We start from the raw sequence: 25,388 nt of genomic DNA on the forward strand, positions 1-25,388 counted from the left end.
CGATGCACATCCTCGCCACCACATCCTCGTCTCTGGACGACCTGATCGAGCCGGTTGATCTCAACCAGCCCCGGTCGGATGTGGTGGTGCTGTCTTTTTCGGCAAGCGATCTGGCCGGCTTGGAACAGGCCTGGCGGCGAACACAGGTTGCGCTCCCCTCCGTGTCAGCCGCCAACCTCTCCGAGCTTCGACATCCCATGTCGGTCGATCTCTGGATCGAAAAGACGGCAGAACATGCCAGGGTTATTCTTATCCGGATTCTCGGTGGTGCGGAACGCTGGCGTTACGGTGTCGATCAGCTTTCCATTCTTGCGCGCAGGCGCGGCATCAAGCTTCTGCTTTTGCCGGGTGAGTGCAGCGAAAGGGACGAGAAACTGGAAGCGGCCTCGACCGTCGATCGGCGGATTTTGGCCTCGGTCCTCTCCTTCTTCCGTGAGGGCGGGCAGGAGAATATGGATCGGCTTGCCCTTGGTCTCGCCGCTCTTGCAAGGGGCGAGGCATGGCCGGATATCGAAGCCGAACCGCTGCCGAAAGCCGGTTTCTACCGGCCCGGCAGGGGCGTTGTGGATAGGGCAGAAGCTTGCGCGGGTTTTCCCGACGGTGCGTCCCTTCTGCCCATCCTCTTTTACCGTTCCATGCTGCTGGCGGCAGACGCAGCACCGGTGGACGCGCTTTTCGAGGCGCTCTCGCAGCGCGGTTTTGCACCCTTGCCGATTTTTGTCAGTGGTCTGAAGGATGGCGAGGCGATCCGTTTTCTCGAAACGGTTCTGCCCGATCTGAAGCCCGCCGCCATCATTGCCGCCACCGCCTTCGCCAGCCAGACGGATGACAATGACACAACGCTGTTCGACCGTCTCGGCGTGCCGGTGTTTCAGGTGGTGATGGCGACGACGCGGCGGGACGGATGGGCGGAAAACGCGCGGGGTCTCAATCCCTCCGATCTTGCCATGCATGTCGTCCTGCCGGAACTGGATGGCCGGATTCTCGCCGGTGCGATCTCGTTCAAACAGGCGCGCGTGGATGGCGGCGCGAGTTTGCTCAATGTACCCGAGGCTGATCGCGTCGAGCAGGTGGCAAATCTCATCGCCGCTTTCCTGCGGCTGAGGAATGCCCCCCTACGGGATCGCCGTATCGTCATTCTGATGCCCGATTATCCCGGTGCGGCACCCGGGCGAACCGGTTATGCCGTCGGTCTCGATGTGCCGCAAAGCGTTCTCGAAATGCTGCACGATCTTGCCGGGGCCGGTTATACGATCAAGGATATTCCTAAGACCGCGCGGGCGCTGCTCGACTGTGTCGAACAGCAGGAAGCGGCAATTGATCTTTCCACCTACGAGGCTTTTTTCTCCGCCTTGCCGTCGGCACCTGCCGGGTCCGTAAAAGCGACATGGGGTGTGGCAACCGATGACGATGCACTCGTCGATGGCGCATTCAGGTTCCGCGCTGCCCGTTTCGGCGAAGTGTTCGTGGCGCTGGCGCCGGACAGGGGCCGCAATGAGGATCGTCGGGTGGACTACCACGACCCTGCGCTGCCGCCGCGTCACGCGCTTGTTGCCTTCGGTGCATGGATGCAGCGGATTGCGGGCGCACATGCCATTGTGCATGTGGGCGCGCACGGCACGCTGGAATGGCTGCCGGGCAAGACGGTGGCGCTTTCCCGCAATTGTTTTCCCGAAATCGTCACCGGCTCGCTGCCGGTGGTCTATCCGTTTATCGTTTCCAATCCGGGCGAGGCGGCGGTCGCCAAGCGGCGGATCGCGGCCGTGACCATCGGCCATGTCCCGCCGGTGCTGGTCAATGCCGGTCTTTCGCCTGAACAGTCGGCGCTGGAGCAGCTGGTCGATGAATATGCGCAGGCGGATGGTCTGGATCGTCGCCGGCGTGACCGGCTGGCGAAACTGATCGTCGAAAAGGCGCTGGAGACCGGGCTCGCGGCGGAAGCGGGCGTGGCTGCGAAGGATGATGCCGATGCGGCCCTCTCACGCATCGACGCCTTTCTCTGCGACCTCAAGGATTTCGCCATCAAGGACGGCCAGCATGTTTTTGGCCGCTGTGCAAAAGACGAGACCGATCTTCTGAGGCTTGAAAGCGCCAAATCGGAAAAAGCTGCCCTGCTTGCCGCGCTCGATGGCCGGCATATCGTCCCCGGCCCTTCCGGCGCACCTGCGCGCGGGCGGCTCGATGTGCTGCCCACGGGCCGCAATCTCTATGCCGCCGATCCGCGCACCATGCCGACGCCGACGGCGTTCGAGCTGGGCCGCATGGCGGGCGAAGAGGTGCTGCGCCATCATCTTCAGTCCCATGGCGACTGGCCGAAACATCTGGTTTTCGATCTGTGGGGCAGCGCCAGCCTGCGCAATGGCGGTGAGGATGTGGCGCAGGCGCTGCATCTGATGGGGGCGAGACCGATCCACGACCCCGCCACCGGCCGGGTCACCGGCATCGAGGTTTTGCCGCCGGCGAGCCTGGGGCGGCCGCGTGTCGACGTCACCTTTCGCATTTCCGGCCTGTTCCGCGACATGTTCCCTGCGCTGATCGCGCTTCTCGACGCCGCCGCCAAGGCCGTCGCGCGGCGGGAGGAAGCGCCCGGCGACAATCCGCTTGCGGAAGAGGCCGCCACGCTCGGGCATATTCCGGCGCGCATTTTCGGCTCCGCGCCCGGCACCTATGGTGCCGGTATCGAAGAAAAGCTTGCCAGCGGGAAATGGGACGAACGCGAGGAGCTGGGGCAGGCCTATCTCGATGCGGCGAGCCACGCTTTTGGCGGTGCGGACGGGCTGGAGATTTTCGAAGATACCGGTTTCGTGGAGCTGGTCAGGCGCGCCGATCTTCTGGTTCATACCGGTGACGATCCGGGCCGTGATCTTCTGGACGGTTCTTCGGATGTCGCCTTCATCGGCGGTTTTTCCGCCGCGAAGGCTGTGCTTGGCGGCGTCGCCGATATTGTTGCGCTGGATACGACAGATCCGGCCCGCCCGCGTGCAAGGTCGATGACGCAGGCGCTGACGCGGGTGGTGCGCGCGCGTGCCGTCAATCCCCGCTTCATTGCCGGTCAGATGCGGCACGGTCCGCGCGGGGCGGCGGAATTCCTCGAGACGGTGGACCGGTTGATCGGCTTTGCCGAAACCACCCATGCGGTGTCCTCCTCGTTGATCGAGGCGCTTTACGATGCCTATTTCGGCAATGAGGATGTGCGCGATTTCATTCTGCGGGAAAACCCGAAGGCGGCGCAGGTGATGGCCGAACGCTTTTTATCCGCCCGTCGTCGCGGCCTGTGGCACAGCCGCCGCAACGCGGTGGATACGGAACTTGAAATGCTGGTCCTTCCGCGCCCCCAAAGGGTGGAGGCGTGATGATGGCCGCTGCCGATCCAGTTCAGCCATTCGGCCGCCGTGGCCTCTGCCCGGCCCTGTCCGCTCCCATGCGCACCGGCGACGGTTTTTTGTCGCGGATCGCTTTCGAGGCGGATATCGACCCGCGCGACACGGTGGTGCTTTGCCAGCTTGCCGAGCGGCATGGCAACGGATTGATCGACATTACCGCCCGCGGCAGCCTGCAATTTCGCGGCCTGACACCGGAAAGCGCCTGTGCTCTGGAAAAAGATGTGCTGGCGCTGGATTTGCCGCTGCGTGCGGGGCTCGCGGTCGAGACGTCGCCTCTCGCCGGTCGGGATGACGCGGAGATTGCCGATGGTGGTCCTCTCGCCGCGGAGATTCGAAAAGAGGCCGACAGGCTCGCTCTCCATGAAAAGCTTGCCGCTAAAATGTCTGTCGTCATTGATGGCGGCGGGCGCCTCTCCATGGAAGATTTGCTGGCCGATATTCGCCTGAAAGCGGTCTCTCTGGATGATCGGGTCTTCTGGCGGCTATTCGTGGGTGGGTCGGAAAGTAAATCGCTGAATGCCGGATTGGTCGAGACGGACATAGCGGCGGGTGTCGTCCTGTCGCTGCTCGTCTATCTGGCCGGCGAAGGGCCGCTTGCCCGTGGCCGCGATCTGGACCATTCAACGATAAAAGCGATTTGCGGTGATCGCCTCCTGGATCGGGTGATTGTGGGCGAAGCCACAGCGGCATCGGCCCCTTTGGGACTGATGGCGACGGGAAAGGATCGCTTCGCCATTAGTGTCGCGCCTGCTTTCGGGCAAATCCGGGGCTGCGATTTGTCGCATCTCTGCGAAGCGGCCGGTACCCTCGGCATCACGGCCCTGCGGCCGGCACCAAACCATAGCTTGCTATTCTTTGGATCGTCATCTGCCTGCGGCGGATTGCTTGAGATTGCAAGGGCGGCCGGTTTCATCACGACGGCAGGTGACGCGCGCTCTTCCATTGCCGCCTGTACCGGCGCGTCGGGCTGCGCTTCGGCTTTTCTTCCCACCCATGAGTTGGCCGCCTTTGCGTCTAAGGAATGCGCCTCGTTGCTGGATGGCTCCTTCACGCTGCATATTTCCGGCTGCGGCAAAGGTTGCGCGCACCCCGCGCCGTCGCTTCTCACTTTTTCCGGCACCGCTGATGGTCTGGCCTTTTCGATTTCGGGCCGCGCCGGTGACCTGCCGGATGGCATTTTACCCTTCCAGCAGCAGAGGACGGCGCTTTCGCGGCTTGCCCGTCTTTACGAAAAAGAACATAAGCCCGGTGAAAACGCCGCCACCCTGTTTGCCCGGCTGGGCAAACAGGCGATCGGTGCGGCGCTTCGACAGGATGACCGATGACCGACTATGACTATATTCGCGACGGTAATGCGATCTATGAGCGCTCCTTCGCCATCATTCGCGAAGAAGCGGACTTATCCGCCTTTACCGAAGAGCAGGCGGATATCGCCATTCGCATGATCCACGCCTGCGGGCAGGTGGAGGCGGCCAGCCATTTCCGCTTTTCACCGGATTTTGTTGCCGCGGCACGTGGTGCTCTACGAGCCGGCAAGCCTGTTCTCTGCGATGCGGAAATGGTTGCCCATGGCGTGACGCGCGCGCGCCTTCCGGCTGATAATGAGGTGGTCTGCACCCTTCGCGATGCCCGCACGCCGGAGCTGGCGAAAAAGATCGGCAACACCCGCTCCGCCGCCGCACTCGATCTGTGGGCAGAGAAGCTGGGCGGCGCTCTGGTTGCCATTGGCAATGCGCCGACTGCACTGTTCTATCTGCTCGAGATGCTGGAAAAAGGCGCCCCGCGCCCGGCCGCCATCATCGGCATGCCCGTCGGCTTTGTCGGTGCGGCGGAATCGAAAGACGCGCTGGAGGCAAGTTCGCTTGGCATTCCCTATGCCATCGTCAAGGGACGCATGGGCGGTTCGGCCATGACGGCTGCCGCTATAAATGCCGTTGCGAGGGCTGGCCTGTGAGTGCGGCTCTTTTTGAACATCCGAAGGGTAAACTCGTGGGCGTCGGCACCGGCCCCGGAGATCCCGAGCTTCTGACGCTGAAGGCTGTCCGCGCCATTGAAAATGCCGATGTGCTTGCCTTCTTCTGCAAGAAAGGCAGCAGCGGCAATGGTCGCGGTATTGTCGAAGCTTTCATCCGGCCCGGAACGCTGGAAATGCCGCTGGTCTACCCGGTAACAGTCGAAAGCGATAAAAACGGCAACGATTACCGTGATGCCATCGCCGCCTTTTTCGATCAGTCGGCGAAAGACATCGCTGCACATCTCGAAGCCGGGCGCAACGTCGCCGTGCTGTCGGAAGGCGATCCGCTGTTTTACGGTTCTTATATGCACCTTCATCTGCGGCTTGCGCCATCTTACCCGGCGGAAGTCGTTGCTGGCATCACGGCCATGTCCGGCTGCTGGTCCATGGCCGGTCTGCCGCTGGTGCAGGGCGATGATATTTTGAGCGTGCTTCCCGGCACGCTTGGTGAAGATGTACTGACGGAACGTCTGTCCGGCACGGATGGTGCGGTGATCATGAAGGTGGGGCGCAACCTGCCGAAGATTCGCCGGGCGCTGGAAAAGGCCGGTAAGCTTGAAGACGCGCTTTATGTCGAACGTGGCACAATGGCCAACAGCCATGCGGTGCGGCTCATCGAACGCGATACATCGCCTGCCCCCTATTTTTCGCTGGTTCTGGTGCCGGGCTGGAAAACCAGACCCTCTGCAGGTGAAAAGCCATGACCGGCAGGCTGGTCGTTGTCGGCCTTGGCCCCGGCAGTGCGGCGCAGGTAACGCCGGAGGCGCTTGTCGCCGTCGAGGCGTCGGAGGATTTCTTCGGCTATATTCCATATCTCGAGCGGCTGGCGCTGAGACCCGATCAACGCCGCCATGCTTCGGACAATCGTGAGGAAATCTCACGCGCCGAACAGGCGCTGCGGCTTGCGGCTTCCGGCGGCAGAGTCTGTGTGGTGTCCGGCGGCGATCCCGGTGTTTTCGCCATGGCGGCTGCGGTTTGCGAGGCGATCGAAAGTGGCCCGGCCGAATGGCGCGATATCGATTTCTCCGTCGTGCCCGGTGTGACTGCCATGCTGGCCGTGGCAGCAAAGGCCGGCGCGCCGCTTGGCCATGATTTCTGCGCCATTTCGCTGTCGGATAATCTGAAACCCTGGGGCATCATTGAAAAACGGCTGATCGCGGCGGCGGAAGCACGCTTTGTGATGGCTTTCTACAATCCCGTCAGCAGGTCGCGGCCGCACCAGCTCGGTACCGCTTTTGATCTATTGCGGGCGCATTTGCCCGGTTCGGTGCCGGTGATTTTTGGTCGTGCGGCAGGCCGGTCGGATGAGCGTATTCGGGTCGTTCCTCTTTCGGAAGCCTCGAGCGATATGGCGGATATGGCTACCTGCATTATCGTCGGCTCGGTTGAAACCCGTCTGATCGAACGTTCAGGCAAAGAACCGCTGGTTTATTCGCCGCGTTTTTCGAGAAGAGAGAGCTGATGGTGGATGGCGGTGAGCGCAGCTGCAATATCCGTCACGGTCGCGCCATCCAGCGACGCGTCGTTCCGCTGTTGCGGCCGGTCGATCATGATGACCGGCAGGCCGAGCCGTCGCGCTGCTTCGATCTTGCCATAGCTCGCGCTGCCGCCGGAGTTTTTCGAGACCACCGTCTCGATGCGTTTTTCTTCCAGCATGCGGATTTCGTCGTCCAGCGCAAAGGGGCCGCGCGCGGTAATATAGCGCGCATGCGGCAGTTTCAGTGGCGGCTCCACCGGGTCGACGCTGCGGATGAGATAGTTGTGCTGGGGCGCGGCTTCGAAAGGAAGAAGCTCCTGTCGGCCGAGCGCCAGAAACGCGCGCCTGCCTTCGCTGCCGAGCGCGGTGACAGCCTGTTCGACGCTGTCCACCTCACGCCACCTGTCACCCGGCTGGCGCTGCCAGGCAGGACGCGAAAGGACGACCAGCGGAACTTTGGCAAGCCCTGCGGCCTCAATGGCATTGGCCGAAATCTTCGCCGCATAGGGATGGGTGGCGTCCACCAGAATATCGAAATTCTCTGCGCGAATGAAATCCGCGAGACCGCCCGCGCCGCCAAAACCGCCGCTGCGCATCGGCACCGGCTGTTCGACCGGCGAGAGCGTGCGACCGGCCATGGAGAGCAGAATTCGGTAGCCGGATTCTTCGGCCAACCTGCCGGCCAGAATGCGGGCATCCGCCGTGCCGCCAAGGATGAGTATGGAGCGTGTCATGACGTCTGAATATTCTGGAACGGGCGATGCTTCCACAGAAAAGAAAGAGAAGCCCTGGCTTTCCATCGTCGGCATTGGCGAGGATGGGGTTAAGGGGCTGGGCCGGAATGCGATAGAGGCGATAGAAGGGGCCGAGGTGGTTTTCGGCGGCAAACGCCATCTGGAACTGGCGGCCGCGGCCATTCGTGGTGAAGCACAACGCTGGCCGGTGCCGTTCGATACGGATATGAGCGATGTCGTAGCGCTGCGTGGCAAGCGGGTTTGTGTGCTGGCTTCCGGCGACCCGTTCTTTTATGGCGTCGGTGTTACGCTTCTGGGACGTATCGATGCGGGTGAGACAGTTTGTTATCCCTCGCCCTCCGCTTTCTCGCTGGCTGCCGCACGGCTCGGTTGGGCGCTGCAAGCGGTCGACTGCGTTTCGCTGCACGGACGTTCCATCGATCTCCTGCGGCCGTATCTTCATGGCGGTGCGCGGATCATCGCGCTCACCTCGGATGCCCACGCCCCGGCCTTGATCGCGGAATTGTTGTCCGATTTGGGTTTCGGCCAGTCGGAATTCATTTTGCTCGAAGCCCTGGGCGGAGAGCGGGAGAAGCGGCGGCAGGTCAAGGCGGTTGATTTTACGTTTGCTGATATTGATGCACTGAATGTGGTGGCGATTGATGTCGTGGCTGATGAAGGTGCGCGTATTCTACCTTTCACATGTGGGCTTGATGACAGACTGTTCGAGCATGACGGGCAGATCACCAAACGTGAAATCCGAGCCGTGACACTTTCCTCTCTTGCCCCACGGCGGGGCGAGTTGCTGTGGGATATCGGTGCCGGTTCGGGTTCGATTGGCATCGAATGGATGCTGTCCCATCCCTCGCTCCGTGCCGTCGCCATAGAGCAACACCCGGAAAGGGCGGAGCGTATCGCCCGGAATGCCGAAGCTTTCGGTGTTTCGGGGCTTGAGGTGATGATCGGCGCGGCCCCTGCGGCTTTTGAAGGCTTGCTCCAGCCGGATGCGATTTTCATCGGCGGCGGCGGCAGTGAAGCGGGCGTGCTTGAGGGGGCTATGGAGGCCCTGAAACCGGGCGGGCGGCTGGTTGCCAATGCGGTGACACTGGAAATGGAGGCCGTGCTGCTTGCCGCCCACGCGCGGCACGGCGGATCGATGATCCGCCTGGATGTGTCGCGAGTGACGGCCGTTGGCTCCATGTCGGGCTGGCGTCCGGCAATGCCGGTGACGCAGTGGAGTTGGAACAAGCCATGGTGACCGTGGCTGGCATAGGCTGTCGCAGAGGCACGGGTTCAGATGCTATTATTGCCGCCGTGCGCGCTGCGGAGCATGCTTTCGGCATGATGGCGGAATGCCTGGCGACTGCGCCGCTCAAGGCCGATGAAGCCGGTCTTGTGGAGGCGGCGAAGAGCTTGTCGCTGTCGCTTGAAATCGTATCGCAGGAACGGCTTGAGGCGGTTGCTTCGAAAACAACGACATTTTCACAGGCAAGCCTTGATCATGCCGGCTCGCCAAGTGTCAGTGAAGCGGCGGCGCTTGCCGCCGCCGGAGAGAATGCAAGGCTGGTCGCGCCGCGTCTTGTGGTTGGCGATGTGACGGTGGCCATCGCAACGACTGACGATGCCCCACGCGACAGCGGCTGCGCCATCGAACATGGAGAACAACAATGACGGTTCATTTCATCGGCGCCGGCCCGGGTGCTGCCGATCTCATTACGGTGCGCGGGCGCGATCTTATCGCCGCCTGCCCGGTGTGCCTTTATGCCGGCTCGCTGGTTCCAAAGGCGCTCATCGATTATTGCCCGCCGGGCGCACGTATCGTCGATACGGCAGCGCTTTCGCTTGACGAGATCGAGGCGGAATTCGTGGCCGCAGCAGAGGCCGGCAAGGATGTGGCGCGGCTGCATTCCGGTGATCTTTCCGTCTGGAGCGCCATGGGCGAGCAGATCCGCCGGCTGGAGCGACTGGGTCTCGATTATACCGTCACGCCCGGCGTGCCCTCCTTTGCCGCTGCGGCCGCCACTTTGCAGCGGGAGCTGACGGTGCCGGAGGTGGCGCAGAGCCTTGTGCTAACACGCATTTCCGGGCGCGCATCGAAGATGCCTGACGGTGAGACGCTGAAGGCTTTCGGTGCGACGGGCGCAACGCTCGCCGTCCATCTCGCCATTCATGCCATCGGCAAGGTGGTGGAAGAGCTGATGCCGCTTTACGGTTCGGATTGCCCGGTCGCCATCGTCGTTCGAGCCTCCTGGCCGGATGAGCGGGTCATTCGCGGCACGCTGTTCGACATTGAGGACAAGCTCGCCGCCGAACCGGTGGAGCGGACCGCCCTGATCTTCGTCGGGCGTGGACTTGCGTCCACAGATTTTCGCGAAAGCGCGCTCTATAGCACCGACTATGTCCGGCGGTTCCGCTCTCCGAAGGAAGATGCAAAGGGCTGATGCGACGGCGTGGAGGTGGTGCGGCCCTTGAGCGCGCCCTGACGATCGAACACCAGAATATCGAGCGCAATGGCCGGCGTCTTCAGCGCCGCCGCTGCGGTTACCCAGGCTTTTTCCGCAACGATCGCACCGAGGTCTATCCCCGCGCCCTCGGCCAATTCGAAGGCGTGTGCGACCATGTTGGCCTGACGGATGGCAATGGCGAGATTTTCATCTCCTCCGGCCTCCGTCGCCAATGCCGCCAGCGCATCGAGATCGGCCAGCCCCTTCTTGGAGTGCACGTCGAGCATGCCCTGGGCGAGCTTGGTCATCTTGGCGACGCCGCCGGCAATCGTCACCCGCTCGACGGGGTGGCTGCGCAGATATTTCAGCATGCCGCCGATGAAATCGCCCATGTCGATCAGTGCGGTTTCCGGCAGATCGTAAAGCGTCTGCCCGGCTTTTTCGGAGGTGTTGCCGGTAGCGCCAAGCACATGGGTGCATCCGGTCGCACGCGCCACATCGATGCCGCGCCAGATCGAGTGGATCCATGCCGAGCAGGAAAAGGGAATGACGATGCCGGTGGTGCCGAGGATGGAAATGCCACCCAAGATGCCGAGCCTGCCGTTCAGGGTTTTTTCCGCCAGTTTTTCGCCGTCGCGGACGGAAATCTCGACCTCGAAATCGGCCTCCTCGCCAGCCACTTCGCGAATGGCGGTTTCGATCATCTTGCGCGGCACGGGGTTGATGGCGGGTTCTCCCGGCGGCAGGGGCAGGCCCGGCCGGGTGATGGTGCCGACGCCCTTTCCGGCCTTGAAGGTGATGCCGCTTCCCCGTTGACCGCGTCTGACCGTGCTTTCGATCAGCGCACCGTGGGTAACGTCCGGATCGTCTCCGGCATCCTTGACGACGCCGGCGCGGGCGAAGTTTTCGCCCTTTTCCTCGGTGGCGAGGGAAAATGCCGGCCTTGCGCCGCTTGGAAGTTCGACCTCGACAGGGTAAGGAAACTCGCCGGTCAGAAGGGCGGCGCAGGCCGCCTTCGTGGCGGCTGCCGCGCATGTGCCCGTGGTCCAGCCGCGGCGAAGGGTCTTTCCATCCGTATCCATATGAATTTCTATAGCCGGGACGGCTTTTTCCGTCATCGTTAAAAAGCAGCCAAGAAGAATGTCGATAGCGCAGATTTTGAACAGCATCGCCGCAAAAGGTCCGGTCTTCGAGGCCGGTCACGTCTGGCTCGCGGGCGCAGGGCCGGGCGATGTGCGTTATCTGACGCTGGAAGTGGCGCTCGCGCTGTCTCAGGCCGATATCATCGTGCGTGATGCGTTGGTGAGCGACGAAGTCATAGCGCTTGGTCCGCAGGCGGAGATTGTGTTTGCGGGCAAAAGGGGTGGCAAGCCCTCCGCGACGCAGGATGATATTACCGCTTCGCTCATCGATTTCGCCGGCCAAGGCAAAAAGGTGCTGCGGCTGAAGGGCGGTGATCCCTTTATTTTCGGGCGCGGCGGCGAAGAGGCGGAGGCGCTTGTCCATGCCGGCATTCCATTTCGCATATTGCCGGGCATGACCTCGTCGTTCACCGCGCTCGCTTCCGCCGGCATCCCCGCCACCATGCGCGGCATCAGCCGCGCCATAACTCTTGCCACGGGCCACGCGGCGGGCACCGAAGAGGATCTGGACTGGCTGGCGCTGGCGAAAACACGCGAACCCATCGTCGTTTATATGGGGCTGAAGAATATCGGCACGATTGCCAGCCTTTTGATGCAGGGTGGGCGTTCCCGCGAAACGCCGGTCGCCGTCATCATGTCGGCAACGACGGCGCAGGAGCGGATTTTCATCGGTTCGCTGGAAAGCATAGCTGACGATGCAATCAGGCAAAATTTCGAGGCGCCGGCTTTGATCGTCATCGGCGAGATTGTTTCGATGCGGGCGCGTCTTGGAGTTTCCGGCTCATGACGGCGCGGGCAATCATCATCGGTGCACCGCGTTCGGGTTCTGGCAAGACCAGCGTGACCATCGGCCTGCTGCGGGCCTTTGCCCGACGCGGTATCAAGGTGCGCGGCATCAAGACCGGGCCTGACTACATCGATCCCGGTTTCCATGCCTTCGCCACCGGCACATCGGGTCTTAATCTGGATAGCTGGGCCATGCGGCCGGAATTGCTGCGGCATCTGTTTTTGCAGCAGACCGAGGACGCGGAACTCGTTCTGATCGAAAGCGCCATGGGCCTGTTCGACGGCATTCCGGTTGCGGAAAATCGCACAGGTTCGGCGGCGGATCTGGCGCGGCTGTTCGGCATTCCCGTGTTGCTGGTGCTGGATGTGTCCGGCCAATCGCAGACGGCCGCTGCCGTCGCCCATGGTTTTGCCCACTACGATCCGGCCGTTACCATGGCGGCGGTGGTGCTGAACCGGGCGGGCAGCGAAAGACACCGGACGCTGTGCACGGAAGCCATCGAAAAAATCGGCCTTCCCGTTGCCGGCTGCGTGCTGCGTGATCCCTCGCTCATCCTGCCTGAACGGCATCTGGGGCTGGTGCAGGCCAGCGAACATCCGGAAATCGATGCGCATATCGAACGGCTCGCGGATGCGATGGAAAAATCCATCGATCTCGATGCCCTGCTTTCACTCGCCGCGCCGGTGAATGTGCCTTCCGGCTCGGTGGATGCGGCGATTGCATCGCCCGGCCAGCGCATCGCGCTGGCAGAGGATGCGGCGTTCACTTTCCTTTATCCGCATCTCAGAAAGCATTGGCAGGCGGCCGGAGCCGAGATCGTGCCGTTCTCGCCGCTCGCGGATGAGGCGCCCGACGGGAGCTGCGATATTTGCTGGCTGCCGGGCGGATATCCCGAGCTTTTTGCCGGAAAGCTTGCGGATGCGGCTGGTTTCAAGGCTGGTATTGCCCGCTTTGCTGCGACAAAGCCTGTTCATGGCGAGTGCGGCGGTTACATGGTGCTCGGAGAGGCGCTGGAAGATGCGGATGGTGTGACCCATGCGATGACCGGGCTTCTGTCGCATGCCACCAGCTTTGCGACGCGCAAGATGAATCTCGGCTACCGGCAGGCAACAATCGCGGCAAGCGGACCGCTCGGCGCGGTGGGAGATGTTCTGCGCGGCCATGAATTCCATTATGCGCGGGTTACCGATCCCGGTCGCGATGAGCCCTTCGCCCAGATTGCGGACGGGCAGGGTCGTCCGCTCGGGCCATCCGGTGGCAGGAGAGGTCTTGTCTCGGGGACTTTTTTCCACGCCATCGCCAGAGGTGGTTGATCGTTTCCGGGTGTTGCCCGTGGACCTGCGGCAAAGTGGACCAAGCTGCGAAAGTTTGTAGGCCTGGATCACGGGAAAGTGCTATAGATTTCTTTATAGGGCATGGACGCGCGGAGTTATCTCCCGGTCCGAACCCGCTCTCGCGCATTTATATCGAGCGTGCCTACCGATGATGAAACCCGGATTTTTTTTCTCCGCTGCTCTTGCCGCATCCATTCTGCTGGCCCCCTTGGGCACCGGTGTCGATGGTATGGCTGCTCATGGCGGTGAAGACTATGCGACGCTGGAAAAGCTGGGTGCGGCGCTGTTCGACGATCCCAGTCTTTCGATGAACCGCACCATGGCCTGTTCCACCTGCCATATGCAGGCCGCCGGTTTTTCCGATGCGCGGGAGAGCGACAAGGTGGGACGGGATGTATCGCTTGGCGATGACGGCATTTCACTGGGCGACCGCAACGCGCCGACTGCAGCTTATGCTCGCTTCACGCCGCCATTCGGCAGGAATGCGGCGGGAGAGTATGTCGGCGGGCAGTTCTGGGATGGCCGCGCCTCCCTGCTTGAAGATCAGGCGGGCGGTCCGCCGCTCAATCCCCTCGAAATGGGCATGCCGGACAAGGCCTCGGTCGTCAAACGGCTCAGGGAAAACCCGGACTATGTCGCGGCTTTCGGCACGCAGTTCGGCAAGGATGTTTTTGAAAGCGACGACACCGCCTATGCCGCGATGACGAAGGCGCTGGCGAGCTTTGAGCGTTCGGATGAGTTCTCCACCTTCGATTCCAAATATGACCGCTTCCTGCGCGGTGAGGAGAAGCTGACCGATCAGGAAGAGCTGGGTCGGGTTCTGATCTCCTCGACGCAATTCACCAATTGCAATACCTGCCATGAAATCCGTGGCGCTAGGGGTCTGGAAGACGGCCTCTTCACCAACCACAAATATTTCAACATCGGCGTTCCCGCCAATACATCGGTTCGGGCCGTGAACGGCTCCAAACCGGGCGCGGTCGATCTGGGTCTGGCGCAAAATCCGGAAGTTGCTGGCGATGCCGCCCAGCGTGGCAAGTTCAAGGTGCCGACGCTGCGCAATGTCGCCGTCACCGGTCCTTACATGCACAATGGCGTGTTCAAGGATTTGCGTACGGTAGTGTTGTTTTATGTGAAATATAAAAGCAAGAAGCCGAGCCGCCAGATCAATCCGGAAACGGGCAAGACGTGGGATGCGCCGGAAGTGCCTGAAAATATCGCCATGGCGGAACTGACATCCGCTCCGGCGCTGGACGACAAGCGTGTGGACGCCATCGTCGCCTTTCTGAAGACGCTGACTGACAAAAGATATGAGCATCTTCTGCCGAAGGAAGATGGGCAGGCAAAGGTGCCGCCTGCCCAGCCGGTTTCGTCGAGCGTTACGCCGAAAGCGCCTTGAATTCGGCGAGAACCGCGTCGCCCATTTCGGAGGTGCCGACCTGACGGCTGCCCTCGGCCATGATGTCGGCGGTGCGGATGCCCTTGTCCAGCACGTTTGCGATCGCTGCTTCGAGCTTCGTTGCCTCATCCACCATGTTGAACGAGTAACGCAGGCACATGGCGAAGGACGCGATCATGGCGATGGGGTTGGCGATGCCCTTGCCGGCAATATCCGGGGCCGAACCGTGGACCGGCTCATACATGGCCTTGCGCTTGCCCGTCTTGGCGTCAGGCGCGCCGAGCGAAGCGGACGGCAGCATACCGAGCGAGCCGGTCAGCATGGCGGCGACGTCGGAGAGCATGTCGCCGAAGAGGTTGTCGGTGACGATCACGTCGAACTGCTTAGGCTTGCGCACCAACTGCATGCCGCCGGCATCGGCCAGCATATGTTCCAGCTGAACATCCTTGAACTTGGCGGCGTGGGTTTCGGTGACCACCTGGTTCCACAGAACGCCGGATTTCATGACGTTGCGCTTTTCCATCGAGCAGACGCGGTTGTCGCGGGTGCGGGCCAGTTCGAAAGCGACGCTGGCGATACGCTCGATTTCGAAAGTGTCGTAGATCTGCGTGTCGATGCCGCGCTTCTGGCCGTTGCCGAGATCGATGATCTGCTTCGGCTCACCGAAATAAACACCGCCCGTCAACTCGCGGACGATGAGGATATCGAGGCCTTCGACCAGTTCCGGCTTCAGCGAAGAGGCCGCGGCAAGTGCCGGGTAGCAGATGGCCGGGCGCAGATTGGCGAAAAGTTCGAGATCCTTGCGCAGGCGAAGCAGACCGGCTTCCGGGCGGTGCTCGTAGGGGACGCCATCCCATTTCGGGCCGCCGACGGCGCCGAACAGGATCGCATCGGCGGCAAGCGCCTTTTCCATATCCGCATCGGAAATCGCCACGCCATGGGCGTCATAAGCAGAGCCGCCGACCAGACCTTCCGCAACGGTGAAGCCGGCATTGTGCGCGCTGTTCATATAATCGATCAGCTTGCGAACTTCGGCCATGGCTTCGGGGCCGATACCGTCACCGGGCAGCAGGAAAAGCGAACGGACTGTCATGAGAACCCTCCTTGGGCGGTGCGCCGGAAAACATCCTGAAGGGTTTTCGATTGCGGCGAACGCGGCGTCAAACTCGTTTCCCTCCTGCACATGAGAAGTCGTATCGTGGCCGGACGGGATCGGAGGCTTCTTATCTCCGCCTCAAGGGCTTTTCAAGCAAAGCAAAAGCCGATCCGGTACTGTTTGGTACGGGATCGGCTTTTTTGAAGAGCGAAATGTGGTCAGGCCCAGGGGCGGACCGAGGCGTTTGCCTTTTCGAACGTGTCGATGGCGCCCGAATGTTCGAGCGTCAGGCCGATATCGTCCAGACCGTTCAGCATGCAATGGCGCTTGAATTCATCGATCTCGAAGGTGATCGTACCGCCATCGGGGCCGCTGATTTCCTGACTTTCCAGATCGACGGAGAGAACGGCGTTCGATCCGCGCGACGCATCGTCCAGCAACTTTTCGAGGTTCTCGGGACTGACGACGATCGGCAGGATGCCGTTCTTGAAACAGTTATTGTAGAAGATGTCGGCGAAGCTGGTGGAGATCACGCAGCGGATGCCAAAATCGAGAAGCGCCCATGGCGCATGTTCGCGCGAAGAGCCGCAACCAAAATTGTCACCGGCGACAAGAATCTGGGCGTTCTGGTAGGCGGGCTTGTTCAGTACGAAATCCGGATTGGGTGAACCATCCTCAAGATAACGCGACTCGGCGAAGAGGCCCTTGCCGAGGCCGGTGCGCTTGATGGTCTTCAGATAGTCTTTCGGAATGATCATATCGGTGTCGATATTGACCACCGGCATGGGCGCGGCAACGCCCGTCAGCTTGGTGAATTTTTCCATCTGTCGCTTCCCGTGTTTCCCTTCAACAAAATCCGGGGCTGGTTAAAGCTCACCGGACGTGTTCTGCCGGGAAATACTGCAAAACTCATCACTTTAGAAGCGCAAACCCGCGTTCTTTGGTACGCCGCGCGCGGCGCTCTGGCATTTTGCCGATTCGAGACGATCTCAGAGATCGATAATCGTGCCCTTGCCGTCGTTCCAGACGCGCATATCGCGCTGGTTACGGGGCTTGACCGGAATGGGGGCCGGCTTCAGACGCGCGGAAAGCAGGCGGGCAGCACTGAGAACCGCGAGCACGCCGATAAAAGCGACCGTGAGCGACGCGGTGAAAAGGGCGACTATCGCGAGAATTGCAATGCCGGATGCGGCGATGAAAAACGAACGTATGCCTTGCATGATCCAAACCTTTCTATCCAGACGAATGTGGGCCTTCTTCTTCCGGCTTGCAAGAGGATTCAGTGGATTGTCAGCTTGCAGATGTCACAAAAGCTTGACACAAGTGCGGCATGGTCAACTTTTCCGAAAATATTCTTGTGAGACCACGTCGTTCGTTGCTCTCCGTGCCGGCCATCAATGTCCGGGCACTGGAAAAAATCCGCTATCTCGATTGTGACGGAGTGATCCTCGATCTGGAGGATTCGGTCGCGCCCGGGATGAAGGACGAGGCGCGGGACAATCTGCAAAAGCTGTTTTCGCAAGCGCCCTTTGCAGCGGGCGAGATCATTATCCGCATCAACCCGCTTTCCACGCCCGACGGTAAGGCGGATTTGCAGCTTGTGCTTTCCTGCCGGCCGGATGCAATTCTTTTGCCGAAGGTGGAGCAGCCGGCCGATATTCACGATGTGGCCGATCTTCTGGCCGAGGCGGATGCGCCTGAGCACCTGAAAATCTGGGCGATGATCGAAACGCCGCTTGGTGTCCTGAATGCCGCCTCGATTGCTGACGCGGCCCATACGCCGGATGCGCGGCTTTCGGCTTTTGTCATCGGGCTCAACGACCTGCGTAAGGCAACGAGGGTGTCGGCCCTTCCCGGACGCACTTATCTCGTGCCCTGGATGATGCAGGTGGTGCTTGCCGCCCGTGCCTATGGTCTGGATGTCATCGACAGCGTCTCGAACGATTTCCGCGATATCGCCGCTTTCGAAGCCGAATGTGAGCAGGGTCGCGCCATGGGGTTCGATGGCAAGATGCTGATCCACCCGGCACAGATCGAGCCGGCCAATCAGCGCTTTGCCCCGGACGAGGCAGCGGTTGCGGAAGCCCGCGAGATCATTGCCGCTTTCGCAAAACCCGAATCTGTGGAATTGAACGTCATCAACATGAACGGCCGCATGATCGAGCGGCTGCATGTGGGGCAGGCCGAAAGGCTGGTCGCCATGGCCGATATCATCGCACAAAGAGAGGCAAATAAGACGTGAAGGTCTATCGTTTCATAACCGGTCCCGACGACGCGAAATTCTGTCACCGGGTCACCGAGGCGCTGAACAAGGGATGGGAACTCGCGGGTTCGCCAAGCTACGCCTTCAACGCCGCAAGCGGCGTCATGCATTGCGGCCAGGCCGTGACCAAGGTGGTCGAGGGCAAGGAATACCATCCGGATATGAAGCTCGGCGAGCAGTGAGCGGCAGTAGCCGCCCCGATCAGCGATCGGCGGCGGCCTCGTCGGCGCTTTCTTCGATCCGTTCCATGTCGTCGTCCGACAGGCCGAAGTGGTGGCCGATTTCGTGGATGAGGACATGGGTGATGATATCGCCCAGCGTCTCCTCATTCTCGGCCCAGTAGTCGAGAATGGGACGGCGATAAAGCGTGATGCGGTTCACCATCTCACCCGTTTCCATGGTGAACCGTTCGGAGATGCCGCGTCCTTCGAACAGTCCGAGAAGATCGAAGGGTGTTTCGAGCGCCATGTCTTCGAACACGTCGTCGGTCGGAAAATCGGCGATCTCGATGATGAGATCTTTCGTCAGCGCGCGAAATTCTTCCGGCAGGTGGCCATATGCCTCGATCGCAAGCGACTCGAAGGCGGAAAGTGTCGGCGCATGGCGGTCCCGCCAATCGTCGGTCTGGTCTATGCGGGCCATTTCTGCTCCTTGTTGGAAGGCCCATATAAACACTTGCTGGACAAATTTCGAGACCCGACTGCTTCACCCGCCGAAAAAGCATGAAATTCTTGGCGTTACAGTTACTTTTCAAGCCGTCGTCATCTTGACATAAACGGGCGTCTCGCGTAATCGGCACCCAAATTGATGGCGTAGTGCGCCTTCTGTTTATTCCGCCCCTCAAAAGGCGGCTTCACCGGCAGACATTCAAAGGGGCATTCAGTCCTGACGGATTTCCGCTACTCCGACTGATAAAAAGACGGCCAGCTTGCATTTGCGGGCAGAGCCGGAACGAACATGAAAGGATAAAAAATGTTCGCAGTCATCAAGACCGGCGGTAAGCAGTACCGCGTAGCGGCCGACGCCGTGCTGACCATCGAAAAGCTGGAAGCAGAGGCAGGCGCAACTGTAGAATTCACCGAAGTTCTCGTTGTTGGCGAAGGCGCCGACGCCAAGTTCGGTGCTCCCTTCGTCAAGGGCGCCATCGTCAAGGCTGAAGTTGTCGAGCACAATCGCGGCAAGAAGGTCATCGCCTTCAAGAAGCGTCGTCGTCAGAACTCCAAGCGTTCGCGCGGCCATCGTCAGCATCACACTGTCGTCCGCATCACGGACATCGTTGCTGCCTGATCGGCGCGACACGGGAAACAAGGTTTAAAGGAGAACTCCAATGGCACACAAAAAAGCTGGCGGTTCCTCGCGTAACGGTCGCGATTCCGAATCCAAGCGCCTTGGCGTAAAGAAGTTCGGCGGCGAAGCTGTCATTCCAGGCAACATTATTCTGCGTCAGCGCGGCACGCAGTGGCATCCGGGCGCCAATGTTGGCATCGGCAAGGACCACACGATTTTCGCACTGACCGCAGGTAACGTGAACTTCCGTACGAAGGCCAACGGCCGCGTATTCGTATCCGTGGCCCCGAAAGCGGAAGCCGCAGAATAAGCCGGTAAGCGTCATATGCAGCCGGTGTCCCATCGACCCGGCTGAGACGTATCAGGTCCAGTCAAGAAAACAGGGGAGATGGGGCACCACCCAACTCCCCTTTTTCTTTAACCTCATGGAGGGACTGAACCATGCAAGCTGAATTGTTGAGGGTTGACCAATCACGGTCACCCGAAGAGCGGCCGAGGCCCGATCGGTCGAGGAGCGATTGCCCCGTTTTACTGTCGCAGAGGCTGGTTTTGCGTAAGCCTCACGAAGAAGACATCGACGCCCTTGCCCATCTTGCCAACAATGCCAATATCGCGACCATGGTGTCGCGTATGCCGCACCCTTACACGGCCAAAGACGCCGCGGATTTTGTGCGACGCTCCAAAGCTGGCGAGATTGGCAAGTGCGTCTATGCGATTACCCGCATGGACAATGGCGAGTTTCTGGGCTGCTGCGCGCTCGAACCCCAGGAAGATGAAAAGACGCTGGAGATCGGTTACTGGCTGGGGGAACCCTACTGGAACCGGGGTTACATGACGGAAGCCGCGCATGCGCTGATCGACATGGCCTTCCGCACGCGTGAAATCGACCAGATCGATGCCCGTTGCCGGGTCACCAACATCGCGTCGCGCCGCGTCATCCAGAAATGCGGTTTCCAGTTCCAGGGCTCCGGCATGGTCGGTTCGCTGGCGCTTGGCGGCATGGTACCGGTCGAATGGTACAGGCTGGACCGCAAGACCTGGGTTTCGCTGAAGAGCTGGGGGGACATGGGATGAGTGCGCTCGAACTGACCCGACGGCGGACGGCAACGACAGTAGCACCGCCTGGCCCCTGCCCTGTCATCGAAACAAAGCGTCTGGTGTTGCGTCCGCAACGGCTTTCCGATGCCGGCAGCATTGCGGAATCGCTTGGCGATTTCGCCGTGACGAAGATGCTGGCCCGCGTTCCCGCGCCCTACCACAAGCAGGATGCGCTGGAATGGCTGGTGCTGCGTACCTCTGGCACGCTGCCCGACTGGGATTTCGCCATCACCAGCGGTGACGACACCCTGATTGGCGTCGTCTCGGTGGAATTGCGGCACGGCGAGTGGCATCTCGGCTACTGGCTGAACCGCTTCTACTGGGGCAAGGGTTACATGACCGAGGCGGTGGCCGCCGTGGTCGAGCGGTTCTTCCGCCGTATGCCCGGAATGACCCTTCACTCCGGCGTATTTGCGGATAATCCCGCTTCGCTGCGCGTGCAGGAAAAACTCGGCTTCCGGGTGACCGGTTGTCACCAAATCTATGCCACGGCGCGCGCCGCCATGGTGGCGCATATCGATACGATGATCACGGCTGAGGATTTCATTCCGCCGCATCGCTAGCAACCCAAACAAGGCCGGTTTGTCCCAAACCGGCCTTGTCTCACGCATGGGCTTCCCGCACGATAGTCTTTGACCTTGCGGAGAAGCGCTTGTATTCGAAACGACGATATTTTTGTTCGACGCAATGGCAAGATTGTTGCGTCCGCAAACCGACAGAACGGCAGTCCGATGAAATTTCTCGATGAAGCAAAAGTCTATATCAAGTCCGGTGACGGTGGCGCGGGCGCCGTTTCCTTCCGGCGCGAAAAATTCATCGAATTCGGCGGCCCTGACGGTGGCGATGGCGGACGCGGCGGCGATGTCTGGGTTGAGGTGGTCAACGGCCTCAACACGCTGATCGATTTCCGTTTCCAGCAGCATTTCAAGGCCTCGATCGGGCAGCACGGCATGGGCAAGACCCGCACCGGCGCCAAGGGTTCGGACGTGGTGCTGAAGGTGCCTGTTGGTACCCAGATTTTCGAGGAAGATAACGAGACGCTGATCGTCGATCTGACGAAGGAAGGTCAGCGCTTTCGTCTTGCCGCCGGCGGCAATGGCGGGTTCGGCAATGCTTACTTCAAGTCGTCGACCAATCAGGCGCCCACCCATGCCAATCCGGGCCTCGCGGGCGAGGAAAAGACAGTCTGGCTTCGCCTGAAACTGATCGCCGATGCCGGTCTCGTCGGTCTGCCCAATGCGGGCAAATCCACGTTCCTTGCAACGGTCACCCGTGCGCGGCCGAAGATTGCCAATTATCCCTTCACCACCCTTCATCCAAACCTAGGCGTCGCGACAATCGATGGCCGTGAATTCGTGCTGGCCGATATTCCCGGCCTCATCGAAGGCGCGCATGAGGGTGTGGGCATCGGTGACCGTTTCCTCGGCCATGTGGAGCGTACCCGTGTGCTTCTGCATCTCGTTTCCGCGCAGGAAGAAAAGGTCGGCAAGGCCTATAAGACCGTTAAGGCCGAGCTGGACGCCTATGGCGGCGGGCTGACCGACAAGCCGGAAATCGTGGCGCTGTCGCAGATCGACGTGCTTGATGAAAAAGAGCTGAAAAAGAAAGCCAAGGAACTGGAGAAGGCCTGCGGCCGTCCCCCGCTACTTCTCTCCGCTGCCGCCCATATCGGCATGACGGAAGCGCTGCGTGCCCTTCGCGATGTCATCGTCTCGGTGAGCAATGGCGGCGAAACCGCCCTGCCCGATCGGTCGATGCCGCATGAGGACAACGAGGCCGAGGAAGAGGACGACCGTCTATGAGCCTGACGCGCAAGCCGCTGGCGAGCCATCACCGAATCGTCATCAAGATCGGGTCGGCGCTTCTGGTGGACCGGAAGACCGGTCTCAAGAAAGACTGGCTCGACGCCATCTGCGAGGATATCGCCGCGCTGAAGAAAAATGGCGCGGATGTGCAGGTTGTGTCTTCGGGCGCCATCGCGCTTGGCCGCACCGTGCTTGGCCTGCCTTCCGGTGCATTGAAGCTGGAAGAAAGCCAGGCGGCGGCGGCTGTCGGCCAGATCGCGCTGGCGCGGGCATGGTCGGAAAGCCTGTCGCGGCATGAGATCGTCGCCGGCCAGATTCTTCTGACGCTCTCCGATACCGAAGAGCGTCGCCGTTATCTCAATGCGCGCGCCACCATCAACCAGTTGCTGAAGATCGGCGCTATCCCGATCATCAATGAAAACGATACCGTGGCGACCACCGAAATCCGCTATGGCGACAATGACCGTCTGGCGGCGCGTGTGGCGACCATGACGGGCGCCGATCTTCTGGTGCTGCTTTCTGATATTGACGGGCTTTACACGGCTCCACCGCATCTTGATCCCGATGCGAAATTCCTTGAGACGATTGCCGATATTACGCCCGATATCGAGGCCATGGCAGGCGGTGCGGCATCCGAGCTTTCACGCGGCGGTATGCGCACCAAGATCGACGCGGGCAAGATCGCGACGGCTGCCGGCTGCGGCATGATCATCGCTTCCGGGAAGACGCTTAATCCTTTGAAGGCTATTGAAAACGGCGCGCGCTCCTCATGGTTCGCGCCTTCGGGCACGCCGGTGACGGCGCGCAAGACCTGGATTGCCGGGCAATTGCAGCCGGCCGGCGAAATCCATGTGGATGCCGGTGCGGAAAAGGCTCTGTATGCCGGAAAAAGCCTGCTTCCGGCGGGTGTGCGACTGGTGAAGGGCAATTTCGGCCGTGGTGATGCAATCGCCATTATCGGTGCGGAAGGCCGTGAAGTCGCTCGTGGTCTTGCGGGTTACGATGCTGAAGAGGCGCGTCTTATCATCGGTCACAAGTCCAACGAGATCGAGGCGATCCTCGGTTATGTCGGGCGGGCGGCCATGATTCATCGTGACGATCTGGTGATGACGGGCGCTGCCGTCAAAGTTAAAAATGCAAAGAAGGATGAGGTCCATGCCTGAACAGGCCGTGAAGCAGAGCCATGATATTGACGCGCTGATGATCACCATCGGCGCTCAGGCGAAAGCTGCTTCGCGACCGTTATCCATCGCCGGCACAGACCAGAAGAACCGCGCGCTGTTTGCCATGGCCTCCGCCATCGAGGCATCCAGGGATGCGATCCTCGCCGCCAACAGGAAAGATCTGGCCGCGGCGGAAAGTGCAGGCCTTGCCGCTTCCTTCGTGGACAGGCTGACCCTCAACGATGCAAGGATCGCCGGTATTGCCGAAGGCATCCGTTCGGTGGCGGCGCTGCCCGATCCGGTAGGCGAAGTCATCGCCGCCTGGGATCGTCCGAATGGGCTGAAGATCGAGCGCGTGCGCACGCCGCTCGGCGTCATCGGCGTGATCTACGAAAGCCGCCCGAACGTGACGGCGGACGCCGGCGCATTGTGCCTGAAGGCGGGCAATGCCGTTATCCTGCGCGGCGGCTCGGATTCGCAACATTCATCGCGTGCTATCCATACCTGCCTCGTGGAAGGTCTGAAGATAGCCGGTCTTCCCGAGCATGCCATTCAGCTGGTGCCGGTGACCGACCGCGCCGCTGTCGGCGCGCTTCTCAGCGGCCTGAACGGCACGGTTGACGTCATCGTGCCACGCGGCGGCAAAAGCCTCGTGGCGCGGGTGCAGTCGGAAGCCCGTGTACCGGTTTTCGCGCATCTGGAAGGCATTTGTCATGTCTACATCGACAAATCGGCCGATCTCGACATGGCGAAACGTATCGTCGTCAACGCCAAGATGCGTCGCACCGGTATTTGCGGGGCGGCTGAAACGCTGCTGGTGGATGCCGCTGCCGTGTCCACCCATCTTGCGCCGCTCGTCAAGGCCTTGATCGAAGCCGGCTGCGAAGTGCGCGGTTCGCAGGCCGTTCGCGATGTGGTGGCGGGTCTCGCACCGGCAACGGAAGAGGACTGGCGCACCGAATATCTCGATGCGATCATTTCGGTCGCCGTGGTGGAGGGTATTTCAGGCGCGATCGAGCATATCGGCACCTATTCGTCCAACCACACCGAGGCGCTTATCGCCGAGGATCCCGATGTAGTCGCGCGCTTCTTCAACGAACTCGATTCGGCCATTCTCCTGCACAATGCCTCGACGCAGTTCGCGGACGGCGGCGAATTCGGCATGGGTGCTGAAATCGGCATTGCCACGGGCAAGATGCATGCGCGCGGCCCGGTCGGCGTCGAGCAGCTCACCTCGTTCAAATACCGGGTGCATGGCACCGGCCAGACACGGACCTGATATTTGCCGGCTGACAAGCGCCTCGACAGACGTTATCTCACCATGCCGCATGTGGAGCGCGGCATGGTTGTCGGCCTGTTCGGTGGTTCTTTCAATCCGCCACATGCCGGTCACGCGCTTGTTGCAGAGATTGCGCTGCGCAGGCTCGGTCTCGATCAGCTGTGGTGGATGGTGACGCCAGGCAATCCGCTGAAAAGCCGTTCGGAGTTGGCGTCTCTGGAGGAGCGCATCGCCGCCTGCGAAAAGCTGGTTCACGACCCGCGCATCAAGGTGACGGCGTTCGAAAAATCACTGGGGATGAGCTATACGGCCAATACGCTCGCCAAGGTGAAGGCGAAAAATCCGCATGTCCGTTTCATCTGGATCATGGGAGCGGATAATCTGAAAAGCTTCCATCGCTGGCAGAAATGGCGGCGGATCGCGGAGACATTTCCGATTGCCGTGATCGATCGGCCAGGTTCCACGCTCTCTTATCTTTCCTCCACCATGGCGCAGGCCTTCAGCCATGCACGGGTGGATGAGGACGATGCCGGCGTTTTGTGGAAAAAAGCGGCCCCTGCCTGGGTCTTCATTCACGGTCCGCGCTCGACGCTCAGCTCCACGGCGCTGCGCAACGGTCGTAAATGACGCCTTCGATCACAAATGATGTATGTGCCGGGTGTCGATGGGTCCATATCTTGAAA

General features: G+C 60.9%; 27 protein-coding genes. 21 read left to right on the forward strand and 6 right to left on the reverse strand.

Features of this window, described 5'->3' with window-relative positions:
• The first annotated feature begins 2 nt into the window (after window positions 1–2).
• The 5 genes from cobN to BTE54_RS09650 are packed head-to-tail and all read left to right on the forward strand — an operon-like array spanning window position 3 to window position 6,859.
• A complete protein-coding gene (gene cobN / locus BTE54_RS09630; protein ID WP_078052287.1) occupies window positions 3–3,353 on the forward strand; it encodes a cobaltochelatase subunit CobN in 3,351 nt (1,116 codons plus the stop codon).
• The gene (gene cobG, locus BTE54_RS09635) at window positions 3,353–4,708 is read left to right on the forward strand and encodes a precorrin-3B synthase (RefSeq protein ID WP_078052288.1); all 1,356 of its coding nucleotides are present in this window, start codon (window positions 3,353–3,355) and stop codon (window positions 4,706–4,708) included. Before cobN ends, cobG begins: the two co-directional genes overlap by 1 nt.
• Window positions 4,705–5,337, forward strand: coding sequence for a precorrin-8X methylmutase (locus BTE54_RS09640; RefSeq protein WP_078052289.1), 633 nt, complete (start codon window positions 4,705–4,707; stop codon window positions 5,335–5,337). The genes cobG and BTE54_RS09640 overlap by 4 nt, the downstream gene beginning before the upstream one ends.
• The gene (locus BTE54_RS09645) at window positions 5,334–6,101 is read left to right on the forward strand and encodes a precorrin-2 C(20)-methyltransferase (RefSeq protein ID WP_078052290.1); all 768 of its coding nucleotides are present in this window, start codon (window positions 5,334–5,336) and stop codon (window positions 6,099–6,101) included. The genes BTE54_RS09640 and BTE54_RS09645 overlap by 4 nt, the downstream gene beginning before the upstream one ends.
• A complete protein-coding gene (locus BTE54_RS09650) occupies window positions 6,098–6,859 on the forward strand; it encodes a precorrin-3B C(17)-methyltransferase (RefSeq protein ID WP_078052291.1) in 762 nt (253 codons plus the stop codon). The genes BTE54_RS09645 and BTE54_RS09650 overlap by 4 nt, the downstream gene beginning before the upstream one ends.
• On the opposite strand, the gene BTE54_RS09655 is transcribed toward BTE54_RS09650, so the two are convergent.
• On the reverse strand, window positions 6,826–7,608 hold the full coding sequence (locus tag BTE54_RS09655; RefSeq protein ID WP_078052292.1) for a cobalt-precorrin-6A reductase: 783 nt from the start codon (window positions 7,606–7,608) through the stop codon (window positions 6,826–6,828). The two genes, BTE54_RS09650 and BTE54_RS09655, sit on opposite strands and share 34 nt — an antisense overlap.
• On the opposite strand from BTE54_RS09655, the gene cbiE reads away from it, so the two are divergent.
• Genes cbiE through cobM form a run of 3 tightly spaced genes read left to right on the forward strand, consistent with a single transcriptional unit; the run spans window position 7,607 to window position 10,049 of the window.
• A complete protein-coding gene (gene cbiE, locus BTE54_RS09660) occupies window positions 7,607–8,866 on the forward strand; it encodes a precorrin-6y C5,15-methyltransferase (decarboxylating) subunit CbiE (RefSeq protein WP_078052293.1) in 1,260 nt (419 codons plus the stop codon). The two genes, BTE54_RS09655 and cbiE, sit on opposite strands and share 2 nt — an antisense overlap.
• Window positions 8,860–9,279 carry a cobalamin biosynthesis protein gene (locus BTE54_RS09665; RefSeq protein WP_198939114.1) on the forward strand — a complete coding sequence of 140 codons (420 nt, stop codon included), beginning with the start codon at window positions 8,860–8,862 and terminating at the stop codon, window positions 9,277–9,279. Before cbiE ends, BTE54_RS09665 begins: the two co-directional genes overlap by 7 nt.
• Window positions 9,276–10,049 carry a precorrin-4 C(11)-methyltransferase gene (gene cobM / locus BTE54_RS09670; RefSeq protein ID WP_078052295.1) on the forward strand — a complete coding sequence of 258 codons (774 nt, stop codon included), beginning with the start codon at window positions 9,276–9,278 and terminating at the stop codon, window positions 10,047–10,049. Before BTE54_RS09665 ends, cobM begins: the two co-directional genes overlap by 4 nt.
• Here cobM and BTE54_RS09675 read toward each other — a convergent pair.
• Complete coding sequence (locus tag BTE54_RS09675; RefSeq protein ID WP_198939115.1) at window positions 10,004–11,134, reverse strand: cobalt-precorrin-5B (C(1))-methyltransferase; 1,131 nt, start codon at window positions 11,132–11,134, stop codon at window positions 10,004–10,006. The genes cobM and BTE54_RS09675 overlap by 46 nt on opposite strands.
• A gap of 58 nt (window positions 11,135–11,192) precedes the next feature.
• Between BTE54_RS09675 and cobA the strand changes: the two genes are divergently transcribed.
• The 3 genes from cobA (at window position 11,193) to BTE54_RS09690 (ending at window position 14,714) form a co-directional block, all read left to right on the forward strand.
• Window positions 11,193–11,981, forward strand: a complete 789-nt coding sequence (cobA, locus tag BTE54_RS09680; RefSeq protein ID WP_078052296.1) for a uroporphyrinogen-III C-methyltransferase — start codon at window positions 11,193–11,195, stop codon at window positions 11,979–11,981.
• Window positions 11,978–13,294, forward strand: a complete 1,317-nt coding sequence (locus BTE54_RS09685; protein ID WP_078052297.1) for a cobyrinate a,c-diamide synthase — start codon at window positions 11,978–11,980, stop codon at window positions 13,292–13,294. Before cobA ends, BTE54_RS09685 begins: the two co-directional genes overlap by 4 nt.
• Window positions 13,295–13,463: 169 nt before the next feature.
• The gene (locus tag BTE54_RS09690) at window positions 13,464–14,714 is read left to right on the forward strand and encodes a cytochrome-c peroxidase (RefSeq protein WP_143240706.1); all 1,251 of its coding nucleotides are present in this window, start codon (window positions 13,464–13,466) and stop codon (window positions 14,712–14,714) included.
• Here the strand turns inward: BTE54_RS09690 and leuB are convergent.
• The 3 genes from leuB to BTE54_RS09705 all read right to left on the reverse strand — a co-directional run bounded on the left by leuB (window position 14,695) and on the right by BTE54_RS09705 (window position 17,030).
• A complete protein-coding gene (gene leuB, locus BTE54_RS09695; RefSeq protein ID WP_065657028.1) occupies window positions 14,695–15,807 on the reverse strand; it encodes a 3-isopropylmalate dehydrogenase in 1,113 nt (370 codons plus the stop codon). The genes BTE54_RS09690 and leuB overlap by 20 nt on opposite strands.
• 221 nt (window positions 15,808–16,028) lie before the next feature.
• Window positions 16,029–16,634, reverse strand: coding sequence for a 3-isopropylmalate dehydratase small subunit (gene leuD, locus BTE54_RS09700; RefSeq protein WP_020809820.1), 606 nt, complete (start codon window positions 16,632–16,634; stop codon window positions 16,029–16,031).
• A 165-nt stretch (window positions 16,635–16,799) separates the two neighbouring features.
• Window positions 16,800–17,030: a hypothetical protein gene (locus BTE54_RS09705; RefSeq protein WP_020809819.1), complete on the reverse strand. Its 231-nt coding sequence runs from the start codon at window positions 17,028–17,030 to the stop codon at window positions 16,800–16,802.
• Window positions 17,031–17,140: 110 nt separating this feature from the next.
• On the opposite strand from BTE54_RS09705, the gene BTE54_RS09710 reads away from it, so the two are divergent.
• On the forward strand, window positions 17,141–18,052 hold the full coding sequence (locus tag BTE54_RS09710; RefSeq protein ID WP_198939116.1) for a CoA ester lyase: 912 nt from the start codon (window positions 17,141–17,143) through the stop codon (window positions 18,050–18,052).
• The gene (locus BTE54_RS09715) at window positions 18,049–18,255 is read left to right on the forward strand and encodes a DUF1737 domain-containing protein (protein ID WP_003505258.1); all 207 of its coding nucleotides are present in this window, start codon (window positions 18,049–18,051) and stop codon (window positions 18,253–18,255) included. Before BTE54_RS09710 ends, BTE54_RS09715 begins: the two co-directional genes overlap by 4 nt.
• Window positions 18,256–18,274: 19 nt before the next feature.
• Here the strand turns inward: BTE54_RS09715 and BTE54_RS09720 are convergent, their stop codons facing one another.
• Complete coding sequence (locus tag BTE54_RS09720) at window positions 18,275–18,715, reverse strand: metallopeptidase family protein (RefSeq protein WP_003520258.1); 441 nt, start codon at window positions 18,713–18,715, stop codon at window positions 18,275–18,277.
• 330 nt (window positions 18,716–19,045) lie between these two features.
• On the opposite strand from BTE54_RS09720, the gene rplU reads away from it, so the two are divergent.
• The 8 genes from rplU to BTE54_RS09760 all read left to right on the forward strand — a co-directional run bounded on the left by rplU (window position 19,046) and on the right by BTE54_RS09760 (window position 25,332).
• Entirely contained in the window at window positions 19,046–19,360 is a 315-nt protein-coding gene (rplU, locus tag BTE54_RS09725) for a 50S ribosomal protein L21 (RefSeq protein WP_003492690.1), read from the forward strand.
• Between the two features lie 40 nt (window positions 19,361–19,400).
• A complete protein-coding gene (rpmA, locus tag BTE54_RS09730; RefSeq protein WP_003492686.1) occupies window positions 19,401–19,670 on the forward strand; it encodes a 50S ribosomal protein L27 in 270 nt (89 codons plus the stop codon).
• A 131-nt stretch (window positions 19,671–19,801) separates the two neighbouring features.
• Window positions 19,802–20,434: a GNAT family protein gene (locus BTE54_RS09735; protein WP_003505256.1), complete on the forward strand. Its 633-nt coding sequence runs from the start codon at window positions 19,802–19,804 to the stop codon at window positions 20,432–20,434.
• Complete coding sequence (locus BTE54_RS09740; protein ID WP_078052298.1) at window positions 20,431–21,021, forward strand: GNAT family N-acetyltransferase; 591 nt, start codon at window positions 20,431–20,433, stop codon at window positions 21,019–21,021. Before BTE54_RS09735 ends, BTE54_RS09740 begins: the two co-directional genes overlap by 4 nt.
• Before the next feature lie 168 nt (window positions 21,022–21,189).
• Window positions 21,190–22,260, forward strand: a complete 1,071-nt coding sequence (gene obgE / locus BTE54_RS09745; RefSeq protein ID WP_078052299.1) for a GTPase ObgE — start codon at window positions 21,190–21,192, stop codon at window positions 22,258–22,260.
• A complete protein-coding gene (gene proB / locus BTE54_RS09750; protein WP_078052300.1) occupies window positions 22,257–23,426 on the forward strand; it encodes a glutamate 5-kinase in 1,170 nt (389 codons plus the stop codon). The genes obgE and proB overlap by 4 nt, the downstream gene beginning before the upstream one ends.
• Entirely contained in the window at window positions 23,419–24,705 is a 1,287-nt protein-coding gene (locus BTE54_RS09755; RefSeq protein WP_198939117.1) for a glutamate-5-semialdehyde dehydrogenase, read from the forward strand. Before proB ends, BTE54_RS09755 begins: the two co-directional genes overlap by 8 nt.
• A 3-nt stretch (window positions 24,706–24,708) precedes the next feature.
• Complete coding sequence (locus BTE54_RS09760) at window positions 24,709–25,332, forward strand: nicotinate-nucleotide adenylyltransferase (RefSeq protein WP_162934136.1); 624 nt, start codon at window positions 24,709–24,711, stop codon at window positions 25,330–25,332.
• Window positions 25,333–25,388: the final 56 nt, after the last annotated feature.

The organism is Agrobacterium sp. YIC 4121, from assembly GCF_002008205.1.
GTDB classification, from domain to species: Bacteria; Pseudomonadota; Alphaproteobacteria; order Rhizobiales; family Rhizobiaceae; genus Agrobacterium; species Agrobacterium leguminum.

Bases quoted from the DNA above. Each gene is read 5' to 3' on its own strand.
- cobM (WP_078052295.1), top strand. From the start codon at position 9,276: ATGACGGTTCATTTCATCGGCGCCGGCCCGGGTGCTGCCGATCTCATT.
- BTE54_RS09705 (WP_020809819.1), bottom strand. From the start codon at position 17,030: ATGCAAGGCATACGTTCGTTTTTCATCGCCGCATCCGGCATTGCAATT.
- obgE (WP_078052299.1), top strand. From the start codon at position 21,190: ATGAAATTTCTCGATGAAGCAAAAGTCTATATCAAGTCCGGTGACGGT.
- proB (WP_078052300.1), top strand. From the start codon at position 22,257: ATGAGCCTGACGCGCAAGCCGCTGGCGAGCCATCACCGAATCGTCATC.
- BTE54_RS09675 (WP_198939115.1), bottom strand. From the start codon at position 11,134: ATGGATACGGATGGAAAGACCCTTCGCCGCGGCTGGACCACGGGCACA.
- BTE54_RS09665 (WP_198939114.1), top strand. From the start codon at position 8,860: ATGGTGACCGTGGCTGGCATAGGCTGTCGCAGAGGCACGGGTTCAGAT.
- BTE54_RS09735 (WP_003505256.1), top strand. From the start codon at position 19,802: ATGCAAGCTGAATTGTTGAGGGTTGACCAATCACGGTCACCCGAAGAG.
- leuD (WP_020809820.1), bottom strand. From the start codon at position 16,634: ATGGAAAAATTCACCAAGCTGACGGGCGTTGCCGCGCCCATGCCGGTG.
- cbiE (WP_078052293.1), top strand. From the start codon at position 7,607: ATGACGTCTGAATATTCTGGAACGGGCGATGCTTCCACAGAAAAGAAA.
- BTE54_RS09690 (WP_143240706.1), top strand. From the start codon at position 13,464: ATGATGAAACCCGGATTTTTTTTCTCCGCTGCTCTTGCCGCATCCATT.
- BTE54_RS09640 (WP_078052289.1), top strand. From the start codon at position 4,705: ATGACCGACTATGACTATATTCGCGACGGTAATGCGATCTATGAGCGC.
- leuB (WP_065657028.1), bottom strand. From the start codon at position 15,807: ATGACAGTCCGTTCGCTTTTCCTGCTGCCCGGTGACGGTATCGGCCCC.
- rpmA (WP_003492686.1), top strand. From the start codon at position 19,401: ATGGCACACAAAAAAGCTGGCGGTTCCTCGCGTAACGGTCGCGATTCC.
- BTE54_RS09655 (WP_078052292.1), bottom strand. From the start codon at position 7,608: ATGACACGCTCCATACTCATCCTTGGCGGCACGGCGGATGCCCGCATT.
- BTE54_RS09685 (WP_078052297.1), top strand. From the start codon at position 11,978: ATGACGGCGCGGGCAATCATCATCGGTGCACCGCGTTCGGGTTCTGGC.
- BTE54_RS09710 (WP_198939116.1), top strand. From the start codon at position 17,141: ATGGTCAACTTTTCCGAAAATATTCTTGTGAGACCACGTCGTTCGTTG.
- BTE54_RS09740 (WP_078052298.1), top strand. From the start codon at position 20,431: ATGAGTGCGCTCGAACTGACCCGACGGCGGACGGCAACGACAGTAGCA.
- cobN (WP_078052287.1), top strand. From the start codon at position 3: ATGCACATCCTCGCCACCACATCCTCGTCTCTGGACGACCTGATCGAG.
- BTE54_RS09755 (WP_198939117.1), top strand. From the start codon at position 23,419: ATGCCTGAACAGGCCGTGAAGCAGAGCCATGATATTGACGCGCTGATG.
- cobA (WP_078052296.1), top strand. From the start codon at position 11,193: ATGTCGATAGCGCAGATTTTGAACAGCATCGCCGCAAAAGGTCCGGTC.
- BTE54_RS09650 (WP_078052291.1), top strand. From the start codon at position 6,098: ATGACCGGCAGGCTGGTCGTTGTCGGCCTTGGCCCCGGCAGTGCGGCG.
- BTE54_RS09720 (WP_003520258.1), bottom strand. From the start codon at position 18,715: ATGGCCCGCATAGACCAGACCGACGATTGGCGGGACCGCCATGCGCCG.
- cobG (WP_078052288.1), top strand. From the start codon at position 3,353: ATGATGGCCGCTGCCGATCCAGTTCAGCCATTCGGCCGCCGTGGCCTC.
- rplU (WP_003492690.1), top strand. From the start codon at position 19,046: ATGTTCGCAGTCATCAAGACCGGCGGTAAGCAGTACCGCGTAGCGGCC.